Origin of the sequence: Deinococcus budaensis (assembly GCF_014201885.1) — a bacterium.
Lineage (GTDB): Bacteria > Deinococcota > Deinococci > Deinococcales > Deinococcaceae > Deinococcus > Deinococcus budaensis.
Genome location: NZ_JACHFN010000011.1, coordinates 38,681 through 51,543, shown reverse-complemented (window position 1 = coordinate 51,543; position 12,863 = coordinate 38,681). Strand labels below are relative to the sequence as shown.

At 70.4% G+C, this 12,863-nt stretch carries 14 protein-coding genes and 1 pseudogene; 7 read left to right on the top strand and 8 right to left on the bottom strand.

All coding sequences use genetic code 11. The features are described 5' to 3' along the window. Positions 1-71 precede the first annotated feature (71 nt). Complete coding sequence (locus HNQ09_RS13745) at positions 72-971, top strand: phytoene/squalene synthase family protein (RefSeq protein WP_380003569.1); 900 nt, start codon at positions 72-74, stop codon at positions 969-971. A gap of 131 nt (positions 972-1,102) precedes the next feature. Beyond that, positions 1,103-2,860 carry a phytoene desaturase family protein gene (gene crtI, locus HNQ09_RS13740; RefSeq protein ID WP_184030388.1) on the top strand — a complete coding sequence of 586 codons (1,758 nt, stop codon included), beginning with the start codon at positions 1,103-1,105 and terminating at the stop codon, positions 2,858-2,860. Between the two features lie 61 nt (positions 2,861-2,921). Here the strand turns inward: crtI and HNQ09_RS13735 are convergent, their stop codons facing one another. Both HNQ09_RS13735 and HNQ09_RS13730 read right to left on the bottom strand, forming a co-directional pair. Then, positions 2,922-3,752 (bottom strand): M12 family metallopeptidase, encoded by an 831-nt coding sequence (locus HNQ09_RS13735; RefSeq protein ID WP_184030386.1) that lies wholly within the window; start codon positions 3,750-3,752, stop codon positions 2,922-2,924. Between the two features lie 35 nt (positions 3,753-3,787). Continuing rightward, positions 3,788-4,642 carry an alpha/beta hydrolase gene (locus HNQ09_RS13730; protein WP_184030383.1) on the bottom strand — a complete coding sequence of 285 codons (855 nt, stop codon included), beginning with the start codon at positions 4,640-4,642 and terminating at the stop codon, positions 3,788-3,790. A gap of 212 nt (positions 4,643-4,854) precedes the next feature. Between HNQ09_RS13730 and HNQ09_RS13725 the strand changes: the two genes are divergently transcribed. Beyond that, a complete protein-coding gene (locus tag HNQ09_RS13725) occupies positions 4,855-5,292 on the top strand; it encodes an OsmC family protein (protein ID WP_184030380.1) in 438 nt (145 codons plus the stop codon). 107 nt (positions 5,293-5,399) lie between these two features. Beyond that, a complete protein-coding gene (locus tag HNQ09_RS13720) occupies positions 5,400-5,960 on the top strand; it encodes a P-loop nucleotide/nucleoside kinase family protein (protein WP_246363367.1) in 561 nt (186 codons plus the stop codon). Positions 5,961-5,965: 5 nt separating this feature from the next. Here HNQ09_RS13720 and HNQ09_RS13715 read toward each other — a convergent pair whose 3' ends face one another. Beyond that, entirely contained in the window at positions 5,966-6,172 is a 207-nt protein-coding gene (locus HNQ09_RS13715; protein WP_184030377.1) for a hypothetical protein, read from the bottom strand. Next, on the bottom strand, positions 6,169-6,525 hold the full coding sequence (locus tag HNQ09_RS13710; RefSeq protein ID WP_184030374.1) for a winged helix-turn-helix transcriptional regulator: 357 nt from the start codon (positions 6,523-6,525) through the stop codon (positions 6,169-6,171). The genes HNQ09_RS13715 and HNQ09_RS13710 overlap by 4 nt, the downstream gene beginning before the upstream one ends. A gap of 89 nt (positions 6,526-6,614) precedes the next feature. Between HNQ09_RS13710 and HNQ09_RS13705 the strand changes: the two genes are divergently transcribed. Further along, on the top strand, positions 6,615-7,235 hold the full coding sequence (locus HNQ09_RS13705) for a nitroreductase family protein (protein WP_184030371.1): 621 nt from the start codon (positions 6,615-6,617) through the stop codon (positions 7,233-7,235). Between the two features lie 81 nt (positions 7,236-7,316). Further along, on the top strand, positions 7,317-8,009 hold the full coding sequence (locus HNQ09_RS13700) for an HNH endonuclease (protein ID WP_221269839.1): 693 nt from the start codon (positions 7,317-7,319) through the stop codon (positions 8,007-8,009). A gap of 100 nt (positions 8,010-8,109) precedes the next feature. Here HNQ09_RS13700 and HNQ09_RS19280 read toward each other — a convergent pair. The 4 genes and pseudogenes from HNQ09_RS19280 to mntC form a co-directional block, all read right to left on the bottom strand. Beyond that, a pseudogene (locus HNQ09_RS19280) lies at positions 8,110-8,175 on the bottom strand (hypothetical protein); the annotation flags it as partial. A 183-nt stretch (positions 8,176-8,358) separates the two neighbouring features. Continuing rightward, positions 8,359-9,171, bottom strand: coding sequence for a manganese ABC transporter permease MntB (gene mntB, locus HNQ09_RS13690; protein ID WP_184030368.1), 813 nt, complete (start codon positions 9,169-9,171; stop codon positions 8,359-8,361). A 49-nt stretch (positions 9,172-9,220) separates the two neighbouring features. Then, a complete protein-coding gene (gene mntA / locus HNQ09_RS13685; protein WP_184030365.1) occupies positions 9,221-9,943 on the bottom strand; it encodes a manganese ABC transporter ATP-binding protein MntA in 723 nt (240 codons plus the stop codon). Positions 9,944-10,031: 88 nt separating this feature from the next. Then, complete coding sequence (mntC, locus tag HNQ09_RS13680; RefSeq protein ID WP_184030362.1) at positions 10,032-11,009, bottom strand: manganese ABC transporter substrate-binding protein MntC; 978 nt, start codon at positions 11,007-11,009, stop codon at positions 10,032-10,034. Between the two features lie 131 nt (positions 11,010-11,140). Between mntC and treS the strand changes: the two genes are divergently transcribed. Then, positions 11,141-12,811 (top strand): maltose alpha-D-glucosyltransferase, encoded by a 1,671-nt coding sequence (gene treS / locus HNQ09_RS13675; protein ID WP_184030359.1) that lies wholly within the window; start codon positions 11,141-11,143, stop codon positions 12,809-12,811. Positions 12,812-12,863 lie beyond the last annotated feature (52 nt).

Genomic DNA, 12,863 nt, shown 5'->3' with positions numbered 1-12,863 from the left:
AGCGATGTGTAAGAAACCGTGACTTCCCCGAGCAGTTCCGCGCATACACTCGCGGGTAGAGGAGCCAGACTGTGACCCAACTCTCCCCAACCCCGGTTCCGTCTCCGCCCCCGTCGGCGGTGGCGCACTGCCGGGACGTGACGCGGCGGCACAGCCAGACGTTCTATCTGGGATCGCGCTTCTTTCCGGCCCAGGAGCGCGCGGCGGTGTGGGCGGTCTACGCCGCTTGCCGCACCGGCGACGACCTTGTGGACGAACGGACCGGCGCCGCCGCCGAGGAGGGGCTGGCCGAGTGGTGGACCCGCATTCAGGCCGCCTTCCGGGGCCAGCCTGCCGCCCATCCCGGCGACGTGGCGCTGGCCTGGGCCGCCGCCCGTTGGCCGATCCCGCTCTCGGCTTTCGAGGAACTGCACCAGGGCCTCCAGATGGACCTGCGCGGACAGGTCTACCGCGACATGGACGACCTGACCCTGTACTGCCGCCGGGTGGCGGGCGTGGTGGGCTTCATGATCGCGCCCATCAGCGGCTACCGGGGCGGCGAGCGCACCCTGCACTGCGCGCTGATGCTGGGGCAGGCCATGCAGCTCACCAACATCCTGCGCGACGTGGGCGAGGACCTCGAACGCGGGCGGGTGTACCTGCCCGAGACCCTGCTGCGCGAGTACGGGGTAACCCGCGCCGCGCTGGAAGCCGGGCAGGTCACCCCCGAGTACCGCGCCCTGATGGAACACCTCTCGGCCCAGGCCCGCGCGTGGTACGCCGAGGGCCGCGCCGGGATTCCCTGCCTCAATGGCAGCGCCCGCCTCGCCGTGCAGGCCGCCGCCCGCTCCTACGAGGGCATTCTCGACGACCTCGCCCGGGCGGACTTCGACAATTTCCGCCGCCGCGCGCATGTCAGCGGCACGCGCAAGCTGCTGCTGTTGCCGCGCGCCTGGTGGGAACTGCGCGGCGCCCTCGCCTACAAGCTGTGACGTCCCCTGCGCTGCCCCCCGGCCTGCGAGCCGCCTGAACAGCGGCCGATCTCGCCCCGCCCCGCCGGGGGGGTCCGTCCCGCTGCCCAGCGGCCCTCCCGCTCCCCCCCTCCCTTTTCCCGAGGAACGCCATGTCCGACAGTCCCTCCCCACGGTCCCCATCCCGCCCGCCCGCCCCTCGCCGCCGCAAAACCGCCCTGATCATCGGCTCGGGCTTCGGGGGCCTGAGCCTGGGCATCCGCCTCCAGAGCCTGGGTTTTGACACCACCATCCTGGAACGGCTGGACGGTCCTGGGGGCCGCGCCTACCAGAAACGCACGCCGGACGGCTACGTCTTCGACATGGGGCCGACCGTGATCACGGTGCCGCACTTCATCGAGGAGCTGTTCGCGCTGGAGCGGGACCGCGCGGCGCTGGACCAGCCCGACTACCCCGAGCACGTCCTGCACGGCGAGCGTGTGCGTGAGGGCGAGAGCGGCGGCCCGCGCACCCGCGACTACGTGCGGCTGGTGCCGATCTTGCCCTTCTACCGCATCTATTTCGACGACAGGACCTATTTCGACTACGACGGCGACCCCGACTCGACCCGCCGTCAGATCAGCGAGCTGGCCCCCGGCGACCTCGCGGGCTACGAGCGTTTTCACCGGGACGCGCAGGCGATCTTCGAGCGCGGCTTTCTGGAACTGGGCTACACCCACTTCGGGGACGTGCCCACCATGCTGCGCGTCGTGCCCGACCTGCTGCGGCTGGACGCGGTGCGGACGCTCTTTTCGTTTACCAGCAAGTATTTCGAGTCCCCCAAGCTGCGGCAGGTCTTCTCCTTCGAGACGCTGCTGGTGGGCGGCAATCCCCTCTCGGTGCCCGCGATCTACGCGATGATCCATTTCGTCGAGAAGACATGGGGCATCCACTACGCGATGGGGGGCACGGGCGCGCTGGTCCGCGCTTTCGTGCAGAAGTTCGAGGAACTTGGCGGCCGCATCGAGTATGGGCGCGGCGTGGACGAGATTCTGGTCAGTGACGACCGGGGCCGCCCGGTCCGGGCGCCGCTGGGAGCGCGGGTGGCGCGGGGCGTGCGGCTTGAAGGCGGTGAGGAACGGCACGCGGACATCGTGGTGAGCAACGGCGACTGGGCGAACACCTACCTGAAGCGCCTTCCCCGCGCCGCCCGGCTGGTCAACAGTGACCCGCGCGTGAAGGCCGCCCGCCAGAGCATGAGCCTGCTGGTGATCTACTTCGGGTTCCGTGACGACCCCGCGCGCCCGCTGGACCTGCGCCACCACAACATCATCCTGGGGCCGCGCTACGAGGAACTGCTGCGCGAGATCTTCGGTGGGCAGCCGCTGGCGAAGGACTTCAGCCAGTACCTGCACATTCCCACCCTGACCGACCCCAGTCTGGCGCCCCCCGGCCACCACGCGGCCTACACCCTGATTCCGGTGCCCCACAAGGGCGCGGGGCTGGACTGGGACACCGAGGGGCCGGGGCTGACCGACCGCGTGCTGGCTTTTCTGGAAGAGCGCGGCTACATCCCCGACCTGCGCGCCCGGCTGACCCACTGCGAGTTCGTCACGCCCGACTATTTCGAGGGCACGCTCGACTCGTACCTGGGCAACGCCTTCGGGCCGGAGCCGCGCCTGGTGCAGAGCGCGTATTTCCGCCCCCACAACCGCTCGGAGGATGTGCGCAACCTCTACCTCGTCGGGGCCGGGGTGCAGCCGGGCGCGGGCACCCCCAGCGTGATGATGTCGGCCAAGATGACGGCCCGCCTGATCGCCCAGGACTTCGGCATTCACCCCGACATCCGGGATGGGGGTGGCGGCGCCCAGCGTGAGCCGGAGCCGGTGGGGGAGACGCCCCAGCGCCCGCTGGCCGAAGTCACGCCCTGACGCTGAACGCCCAGCGAAAAGGAGCCTGCCCTCACGGGGCCAGGCTCCTTCGTCGTGGCCCTCAGCGCGGGTAGAGCGCGTTGATGGTGCTCACGTCGGTGCCGCTGTAGCCGCTGCGCTGGCCCATGCGGTTCAGGTCCACGGCGCTGCTCAGCGGCTTGATCGCCAGCTTGCCGTCGAAGTAGGCGGGGTAGTGCATGATCGAGTCGAAGTCGTAGGCGCCGTAGCCCGCGCTGCCGGGACGGATCTGGTACTGGCTCTGCCAGTCGGCGGGGATGTTGTTCCACTGGATCGCCACGTACTGGTCGCGGTCGGGCCGGGTCTGCTCGTGGAAGAGGCCCATCGCGTGCCCGAACTCGTGCATGATCGTGCCCACCGTGCAGCGGTCGGCCAGGGAAAGCGTCTGGCGCCCGCCCACCATCCCCAGGCTGCTGGAGCAGGTCGTGCCGGTGTTGTAGCTGATCTGCACGTAGTTGGCCTGGGTGGTGCGCGGCGTGACGACCACGTTGGTGGTCGCGCGGATGTTGGCGGCGGCCTGCGTCACCCGGTCGCGCACCGCCTGGGGCACGTTGCTGGCAAAGGTGTAAGGAATGGTCCGGCCCGTCCAGCGGTAGCGGGTGTCCACCACGTAGGTGCCCTGGGCGCCCACCGCGTTCACGTCGTCCGCGAGCAGGATGTCGTCTTCGAGCAGCAGCATCCCGTCTTTCACGAAGCCGGTGACAAGCTGGCGGCTGCCGTCTTCCAGGATCAGGGTCGCCTGCCGGGTCTCGGGGCGGGCCGCCCCCAGGCTGCCGCCGGGCGCGGCGACGGTCTGCGGCGTTCCCGAGGGCGCGGCCCCGCAGGCGGCGAGGACGGCGGACAGCAGGGCCAGCAGCGGCAAGGTTTTGGGCATGGGCAGACGCTAGCCCGCGACGTGTGATGGACCGTTCAGGCGGGTTCAGCCTGCCGGAGCTGGCGCTCCAGCCACGCCAGCACCCGGCCCAGCACCTGCTCGCGCTCCTCGTCGTTCAGGAGTTCGTGGTAGCCGCCCCCGACCAGATGCAGCGTCTTGTCGGCGGCGGGAATGGCTTCCACGAAACGGCGCGAGCCGGCGGGGTCGGTCACGCGGTCGGCGCTGCCGTGCAGGACCAGGGTGGGCAGCGTCCAGCGCGGGTACCTGGCCCACAGCTCTCCGCTCAGGCGCAGCATCGAGGCCGCCGTGCGGGCGGGCACCCGGCCCTGGTAGATGCCCGCGTCGGCCCGGTAGGCGCTCACCTCGTCCGTCAGGCGCGAGAGGTGGCCGCTGTCCAGCGCCGTGACCTGAGCGGCGGGCGCGACCCGCGCGATCAGGGGAGCCAACGCCTTGAGCCAGGCGGGTTCTCCCTCCCCGATCAGCAGCGCGGGACTGGAGAGGATCACGCCGCTCAGGCCGCGCGGGTCACGGGCCACGCTGGCCGCCGTGATCAACCCGCCCAGCGAGTGCCCGAAGGCGAAGACAGGGACCGCCTGGGGCCGCAGCGTCTCGCGGGCGCGCAGGTGATCCTCCACGAGTTCAGCCACGTCCACGACCGCCTGTCGCCCGTCCGAGGCGCCGTGCCCCCGCAGGTCGGTGGCGTACACGCTCAGGCCCGCCCCGACCAGCGCGGGAATCAGGGCGCTGTAGCGCTCCACGTAGCGGCCCGCGTACTCCCCGAACCCGTGGGTGAGCAGCACGGCGGCGCGCGGGCGCTCGGCGGCCCAGGCGTAGCCCCGAACGGGCGCCCCAGTTTCCCAGGGAGACGGCTCCCAGCGTGAGGGTGACATGCGGGCAGTCTAACTTCCGCCTCACTTCGGCGCCCCACAGAGGCTGGCTCCGGGCCGCTGCTCCTGGCAGCCTTCTTCCCCCGAGCGGACGTGTGGTCAGGCCACCTGGGCTGGAGGTCCGGCCCTCCTCCCGGCAACGCCCCGTCCAGACGCCGCCCCAGATGAAGAGAGGCTGAACGCGCCGCGCCGCGCGCCGGGCGCAGACTGCCCGCATGGCAGACATCGCACGCAAGGCCAGCGCCCAGTGGGCGGGCGACCTCCGCAGCGGCCAGGGCACCGTCAGCACCGAGTCGGGCACCGTGCAGGGCGCGCAGTACTCCTTCAAGACCCGCTTCGAGCAGGGCGTGGGCACCAACCCCGAAGAACTGCTCGCCGCCGCCCACGCGGGCTGCCTTACCATGCAGCTTTCGGCGCTGCTCTCGGGCCACGGCCACACCGTCGAGAACCTCAGGACGGACGCGACCTGCGAGATGGTCAAAGACGGCCCCGGGTTCAAGATCAGCACCATGCGCCTCGTCGTGCGCGGCAAGGTCACGGGAAGCGACCCGGCCGATTTCGAGGAGCATGTGCAGCAGGCCGCCCGGCTGTGCCCGCTGAGCCGGATCATGACTGGCAACGTGGAGATCGTCCACGAGGCGGTGCTGGAGTAGGCCATCAGCTTTCAGCCGTCAGCGCCCCTGCCCCTCGCGGTGGGGGCGCCCGCTGTCTGGCGCATATAGGGTAGGGGACAAGTCCCCGGGCCGCTAAGCTGGCGGCCATGGCCATGGCCTTCCTGTACCACCTCGCCGGGCCGCCGGGCAGCGGCAAGCGGACGGTGGGCCTGCACCTCGCGCGGCGGACTGGAGCCGTGCTGCTGGACAACCACCTCTTCCGGGACGCGGTGTACCGGCCTTACGGTGCGGACGGCGTGCGCCCGGTTCCCCCCGAGCTTCAGGCGCTCGGGGCGCAGGTCTGGGCGCTGGGGTTGCAGGCCGCCCGGCTGGCTCCGCGCGACGTGAGCCAGATTTTTACCGCATATCACACGGAGGGAGAGAGTGGACGCGCCTCGGCGGAGCGCATTCGGGCGGTCGCTGTGGACCGGAACGCCGTGTACGTCCCAGTTTGGCTGGAGTGCCACGAAGAGGAACTCGCTCGCCGCATGACCCTGCCCGAGCGGCGCGAGCGGGCCAAGATGCGCGATCCGCAGGCGCTGCGCGAGGTCCTGGCGACTTCCGGCACGCTGGCCCCACCTCCCGGCGCCCTGCGGCTCGACACGGCGCAACTCACTCCGGCCGACACGGCGCTGTTGATCGCGTCGCACGCCGGGGCGCTGTTCTGAGAGCTTCAGTCCAGGCGAAAGCGCACGGGTTCGGGGTCCTCGGGGACCGGGCGCTCGTCGGGGGTCAGGCCATGCCCGCCGAACAGGCCCCCGGCGGCCAGGCTCGCCCCCAGCGCGTCGCCGTGGCGGGGGTCACGCTCGTCCGGGCGGACAAAACGTGAGAGCACGATCAGCCCCACGGGCAGGGCGACGAAGATCAGGAAAGCGGTCATCCGGTCAGCTCCACGGGCGCCTGGGCGCTGCTGCGGTCCAGATGTACCCGCGCCCAGGTGTCGATGGCGTTGATCACGCCCTGCAACTCGCGTCCGGCCGGGGTGAGGCTGTAGACGCTGCGGGCCAGTTTGCCCTGGGTGTCCTCGGTGCGCTTGGCGATGAGGGTGAGCTGCTCCAGATGCTCCAGCCGCTGCGTCAGCGTGGCGCTGTTGCAGCCGCCCACCGCCCGCGCGAGTTCGTTGAAGCCCTTTTCGCCGTCCAGCAGGGCGCGGACGATGTGCAGCACCCACTTTTCCTGCAACACGCCGATGGCCCGGTAAACCGGACAGAAGCCTGGGTGCGCGGTGCTCATGGGTCAACTGTACACCCCCCGGCCCCGGCAGATCAGGGCACAAGTCACATCACTTGACTTTTCAAAGCGGTGGGGATAACCTTTTGGTCATGACCGCGACCCTGACCCGCCCGTTGACCGCCACCGAGGCCATCGAGACCCGCCGCAGCATCCGCAAGTTCGTGCAGGAGCCGGTGGACCAAGGCGACCTGCGCGAGATCCTGCGCCTCGCCTCGCTGGCCCCGAGCGCCTGGAACGCGCAGACCTGGCGCTTTGCCGTCGTGCAGGACCCGCAGCTGAGAGAGCAGCTGCGCGAGGCCGCCTACGGCCAGGCCCAAGTCACGAACGCTCCCGCCGTGATCGTGGTGTACAGCGACATGGAAGACACCCTCCAGACTGTCGAGGAGACCGCGCACCCCGGCATGGGCGAGGCGGGCCGCAGCGGCCAGCGCCAGACCTTCGACGGCGTCTTCGGACAGCAGGACGTGGCGCAGCGTGGGCAGTGGGGCCTCTCGCAGGCCAACATCGCCTTCGGCTTTCTGATGGTCGCCGCGCGGGGCCTGGGCTACGACACCGTGCCGATGCTGGGCTTCGACCCCGCGAAGGTGCGGGCGATCCTGGGGCTGCCCGAGCACGTGCAGTTCGCCGGAATGCTGCCCATCGGCAAGCGCGCGGAGGAGGGCTTCCCGCACCACCGCCACCCCGTCGAGCGCATCACGAAGTTCTACTGACCCCCAGCTCCGCTCACCGCCGCCCCCCACCGGGGCGGTTTTTGTTGGGCTGGCCCGGCGTGACCTGGTAGCGTGGCTTCCATGCCCGCCCGCGTGATGAGTCATCTGGAGATGTGCCTGCGCGAGGGCGTCTCCCTCCAGCGCGGCATGAATTTCCGGGTGCGCGGTGGACACAGCGTGCTGTTGATGTCGGTGCAGCCGGGCGCCCCCTACCGCGACCAGCTCAGCGAGGACGGCACGGCGCTGCACTACGAGGGCCACGACGCGCCGCGCCACACCACCGGAGGCCTCGACCCCAAGACCGTTGACCAGCCCCTGCGTACCCCAGGGGGCAAGCCCACCCAGAATGGCCTTTTTTTCGAGGCGGCGCTCGCCGCCGAACGCGGGGAGGGTGCGCCCGAACGGGTGCGGGTCTACGAGAAATTGCGTCCCGGCATCTGGGCCGACAACGGCACCTTTCACCTGATGGGCGCCGCGCAGGCGTGGGACGGCGCCCGGCACGTCTTCATTTTCCGGCTGAAGGCGGTGGGCAGCGAGGAGGAGGGTGCCCCGCCTGTGGCCCTGCACCCCGAGCGCCGCCGGCTGATTCCCGGCTGGGTCAAGCTGGCCGTGTGGCAGCGGGATGGAGGCCGCTGCGTGGAGTGCGGCGCCCGCGACGACCTTCAGTTCGACCACGTCCTGCCCTGGGCACGCGGGGGCACCAGCCTGACGCCCGACAACGTGCAGCTGCTGTGCGCCCGGCACAACCGGGAGAAGAGCGCCCGCATCGGCTAGACCGGTGGGTGCTGGATCTCCCGGTCACCTGGCCCGCCCGCACGTCCCAGACCCGGCTTGCGTCGGGGGCGCCGGGGCCGGCCATCAGGCGCAGCAGCGCGCTCTCGCCGCTGCCGCTGTCTCCGGTCAGGCCGAGCCGTTCGCCCGCGCCGACTTCCAGGGCCACCTCTTACCTCTTCCACCACCGTCCGGTTCCCGAACACATGGGGGACCCCACTCAGACGCAGCATCACACCACACCCCCTGCGGGCGAGCCGTCCTGCCGGGAGAGGGCGGGACGAGGCTTTGGGCTGAGGGGATCAGTGCAGGGGAAGGAGGGGCAAGGGCAGGAAAGTCTTCTGAGGGGCCGTCAGGACTCCCGGCGCCGCACTCCCAGCGCCAGCAGGAAGATCGCCGTATTGACCAGCACGATGGTCGCGCCCGCCGCCGTGTCCAGAAAGTAGCTGAGGTACAGCCCGGTCACCCCCCCCAGGATGCCCAACCCGGCGGCCAGCAGGACCATCTTTTGCAGGCTGCGGGCCAGCAGCCGGGCCGAGGCGCTGGAGGTGATCAGCAGGCTGACACTGAGTGTCGTGCCCACCAGCTGCACCGTCAGGACCACGACCAGCCCGATCAGGATCAGCAGCAGGCTCTCCAGCCGCCGCACCGGCAGGCCGATGGCGCGGGCCTCGGTGGGGTCGAAAGAGGCGAGCAGCAGTTCCTTTTGCACGGCGGCCAGCAGCGCGCCCACCACCAGCGTCACCGCCAGCGCCCCCCACAGGTCGCCGGGCGTGACGCCCAGCGGATTGCCGATCAGAAAGCCCGCGAGGTCGGTCGTGAAGGTCGGCGCCCGCGACAGCATCACCACGCCCAGCGCGAACATGCCCACGAACACGATGCCGATGGCGCTGTCCTGCTTCAGCCCGCTGCGCTGCCCCACCGCCCCGATCCCTAGCGCGGTGAGCACGGCGGCGACCAGCGCGCCCAGCAGCAGGTTGCCTCCGGTCAGAAAGGCCCCCACCAGGCCCGGAAAGACCGCGTGGCTCATCGCGTCCCCGATATAGCTCAGGCCGCGCAGCACCACCCAGGCGCCCACCAGGGCGCACAGCACGCTGACCAGGACCACGGCGGCCAGGGCACGTACGAAAAAGTCGAATTGCAGCGGATCGGTGAGCCAGTCCATCAGCGGGGACCTGCGGCGTTGAGGGGGAAAAGAGAGGCGGGGCGGCGCATCAGGCCTCCGCGTGGGTGTGGCCCAGGTGGCTGGAGCTGAAGGTGGCCTCGATGTTGCGCGGCGTATAGACCTCGGCGGGGGTGCCGTCGGCGATGACGCGGCGGTTGACCAGGACGAGGTGGTCGCACCAGCGGCTGGCCTGCTCCAGGTCGTGGGTGACCATCACGACGGCGCGGCCCGCGTCGGCCTGGGCGCGCAGCAGTTCCATCAGTTGCTCCTGGGTGGCGGCGTCCACGCCGGTCAGCGGCTCGTCGAGCAGCAGCACCCGGGCGTCGCGCGCCAGCATCCGCGCGAGCAGCACCCGCTGGCGCTGGCCGCCGCTGAGGGCACCGATATGCCGCCCGCGCAGCTCATACACCCCGGTCTGGCGCAGCGCGTCCGCGACCTGCGCGCGGTCGCCTCTCCCCGGCCAGCGCAGCCAGCCCACCCGCCCGGTGCGGCCCATCATCGCCACGTCCCAGACCGTGACCGGAAAGCCCCAGTCGAGCGTCTGCTGCTGCGGCACGTAGGCCACGTCGCTTTGCGCCCCCATGCCGGGGCCGAAGGTGACCCGCCCGGCGGCGGGCGCGCTGAGGCCCACCACGGTCTTGAGCAGCGTGCTTTTGCCTGCCCCGTTCGGCCCGATGACCGCGCTGAAGCTGCCCGGCGCAAAGCGCACCGTCGCGTCCTCCAGCGCCGTGTGCGCGCCGTAGCGCACCGTCAGCCCCTCCACACCCAGCATCCGCCGAGCATAGCGCGCGCCGTGCTGATATTGCGAGCGCGGAATCAAGAGCGGAGAGCGGGCGGCAAGGTGGCCTGCCTGGCACCCCCTACCTCAGCACCCGCACCACCGTGTCCACGTTGTACCGGAAGGCTTTCAGGAAGGTCTCGCCCGCGCTGCCCTTCGGCCCCAGCGCGTCGGTGTAGAGGGGTGGGGCGATCTTCGCGCCCGTCTCGCGCGCGAGGGTCTGGGCCAGCCGGGCGTTGAGGGTGTTCTCGGTCAGGATCACGCGGGCGCCGCTTTTTTTCACCGCCTGCACCAGCGCGGCGAGTTCGCGGGCGCTCGGCTCGCGCTCGGTGCCGCCGCCGGGAATGACCGTGCCCACGATGCTCAGGCCGTAGCGCCCGGCCAGGTACCCCAGGCTGTCGTGGTTGGTGACGACCCGGCGCCGCGCGGCAGGCACGCTGGCAAATTGCTTTTTCGCGTAGGCGTCGAGGGCCTGGAGCTGCCGCAGATACGCGGCGGCATTGTTCGCGTAGCTGGCCTTTCCCGCCGGGTCGAGCCGGGTCAGGGCCGCCTGCACGTTGCGCACGTACCCGGCCGCCAGCGTGGGGTCCCACCAGGCGTGGGGATCGAACTCGCCGTGGTCCCCATGCCCGGCTTCCCCGTGTTCCTTGCCCGCGTGGGCCTCGTCCTCGTGGCCGTGACCAGCCTCATGGAGCTTCAGGCCCCTGGTCAGTTCGGTGACGGGCACCCCCGGCGCGGCGGCCTTGAGCCTGGGCAGCCAGGGTTCCAGCCCCGCCCCGTTGGCAAAAAGGGCGCGGCTGCTCGCCAGGCGCCGGATCACGTTGGTCGTGGGCTGAAAGCTGTGGCTGTCGCCCCCGGCGGGCACGATCACGTTCACGCTGACCCGGCTGCCGCCCACCGCCCGCACGAAATCCGCGACGATGGTGTTCGTGGCGCTCACCGGCAGCGCGGCGGCTTGCGCCGGGGCGCCTGCGGCGAGCGCTCCGGTCAGCAGGGCCGCGCAGAGGAGGCGCGGCCAGCGGGAGGCATGGCGGGGGGACGGAGACGGGTGGGTGGTCATATTGATTTATCTTTATCAATTCCTGGCGGCTCAGGAGGCAGGCTGGCTCACAGTCGGCGGCGCGGCCGCCCAGCGGGGAACCCCCGGCCAGCCCCCTGGCAGCGCTTCCAGCGGCGCTTTACACTGCGCCGATGACCCAGGCTGCCCCCCCTCCCGAGTGGTACAAGAGCGCCGTCTTCTACGAACTGTCCGTGCGGACCTTTGCCGACGGCAACGGCGACGGCAAGGGGGACTTTCCGGGGCTGACCGGGCGGCTCGACTACCTCAAGGACCTGGGCGTGGACTGCCTGTGGCTGCTGCCCTTTTACCCCAGCCCCCTGCGCGACGACGGCTACGACGTGGCCGACTACACCGAGATTCACCCCGACCTGGGCACCCTGGACGACTTCCGGGTCTTCCTGCGCGAGGCGCACGCGCGTGGCCTGCGCGTGATCGGTGACCTGGTCACCAACCACACCTCGGCGGAGCACCCCTGGTTCCAGGCGGCGCGGCGCGGCCCCACCCTGCCCGACGGCAGCCCGAACGAGTACCACGACTACTACGTCTGGAGCGAAACCGGCCGCGAGTACGCGGAAGCGCGCATCATCTTCACCGACACCGAGACCAGCAACTGGAGCCTCGACGAGAGCTGCGGCAAGTACTACTGGCACCGCTTCTTCTCGCACCAGCCGGACCTGAACTTCGACAATCCCCGGGTGCAAGAGGAGCTGCTGAACGCCGCGCGCTTCTGGCTGGACTTGGGCGTGGACGGCTTCCGGGTGGACGCCGTGCCCTACCTGATCGAGCGCGAGGGCACCAATTGCGAGAACCTGCCCGAGACGCACGACATCCTCCGGGGCCTGCGGCGGATGGTGGACACCGAGTACCCCGGCCGCCTGCTGCTCGCGGAGGCCAACCAGTGGCCGGAAGACGTGGTGGAGTATTTCGGCCACGAACACGACCCCGAGTTCCACATGTGCTTCAACTTCCCGGTGATGCCCCGGCTCTTTATGAGCCTGAAGCGCGAGGACACGACCTCCATCCGCGAGATTATGGGCCGCCTGCCGGGCATCCCCTCTTTCGGGCAGTGGGCGACTTTCCTGCGCAACCACGACGAGCTGACGCTGGAGATGGTCACCGACGAGGAACGCGCCTTCATGTACGCGGCCTACGCGCCCGACACCCGCATGAAGATCAACGTGGGGATTCGCCGCCGCCTCGCGCCGCTGCTCGACAACGACCGCCGCCGCATCGAGCTGCTCACCACCGTGCTGTTCGCCCTGCCCGGCAGCCCGATCCTGTATTACGGCGACGAGATCGGCATGGGCGACAACCTGACCCTGGCCGACCGCAACGGCGTCCGCACGCCGATGCAGTGGAGCGCGGGCGTCAGCGGCGGCTTTTCCTCAGCTGCCCCCGAGCAGTGCTTCTACCCGCCCATCCAGGACCCGGTCTACGGCTACCAGCGCGTCAACGTGACCAGCCAGGAGCGCGACCCCAGCAGCCTGCTGAAGTGGATGTCCCGCCAGCTCGACCTGCGCCGTGCCCATCCCGTCTTCGCGCACGGCGATCTGACGTTCATCGAGACCGGCAACCCGGCGGTGCTCGCCTTCACCCGCCAGCACGACGGCGAGACCCTTTTGATCATCAGCAACTTCGCCGGAAACGCGCAGGCCGCGCACCTCGACCTCGCCGAGCATGTGGGCCGCGTGCCCGTGACCCTGGCCGGGGGAAGCCACTTCCCGGCCATCGGGGAGGGGCCGTACCCGGTATTGATGGGCAAGTACGACTACTACTGGACCAAGCTGACCGGGGTGCGGTAAGAAAGCAGGTGCCAGCACAGGAAAAAGGCCCCGGCGTTCGCTGGGGCCTTCT

Excerpts from the sequence above, each read along its gene's own strand:
- HNQ09_RS13735 (WP_184030386.1), bottom strand. The coding sequence starts at position 3,752 with ATGCCCAAAACCTTGCCGCTGCTGGCCCTGCTGTCCGCCGTCCTCGCC.
- HNQ09_RS13700 (WP_221269839.1), top strand. The coding sequence starts at position 7,317 with ATGCCCGCCCGCGTGATGAGTCATCTGGAGATGTGCCTGCGCGAGGGC.
- HNQ09_RS13710 (WP_184030374.1), bottom strand. The coding sequence starts at position 6,525 with ATGAGCACCGCGCACCCAGGCTTCTGTCCGGTTTACCGGGCCATCGGC.
- HNQ09_RS13705 (WP_184030371.1), top strand. The coding sequence starts at position 6,615 with ATGACCGCGACCCTGACCCGCCCGTTGACCGCCACCGAGGCCATCGAG.
- crtI (WP_184030388.1), top strand. The coding sequence starts at position 1,103 with ATGTCCGACAGTCCCTCCCCACGGTCCCCATCCCGCCCGCCCGCCCCT.
- HNQ09_RS13720 (WP_246363367.1), top strand. The coding sequence starts at position 5,400 with ATGGCCATGGCCTTCCTGTACCACCTCGCCGGGCCGCCGGGCAGCGGC.
- treS (WP_184030359.1), top strand. The coding sequence starts at position 11,141 with ATGACCCAGGCTGCCCCCCCTCCCGAGTGGTACAAGAGCGCCGTCTTC.
- mntB (WP_184030368.1), bottom strand. The coding sequence starts at position 9,171 with ATGGACTGGCTCACCGATCCGCTGCAATTCGACTTTTTCGTACGTGCC.
- HNQ09_RS13725 (WP_184030380.1), top strand. The coding sequence starts at position 4,855 with ATGGCAGACATCGCACGCAAGGCCAGCGCCCAGTGGGCGGGCGACCTC.
- mntA (WP_184030365.1), bottom strand. The coding sequence starts at position 9,943 with ATGCTGGGTGTGGAGGGGCTGACGGTGCGCTACGGCGCGCACACGGCG.
- mntC (WP_184030362.1), bottom strand. The coding sequence starts at position 11,009 with ATGACCACCCACCCGTCTCCGTCCCCCCGCCATGCCTCCCGCTGGCCG.
- HNQ09_RS13730 (WP_184030383.1), bottom strand. The coding sequence starts at position 4,642 with ATGTCACCCTCACGCTGGGAGCCGTCTCCCTGGGAAACTGGGGCGCCC.
- HNQ09_RS13715 (WP_184030377.1), bottom strand. The coding sequence starts at position 6,172 with ATGACCGCTTTCCTGATCTTCGTCGCCCTGCCCGTGGGGCTGATCGTG.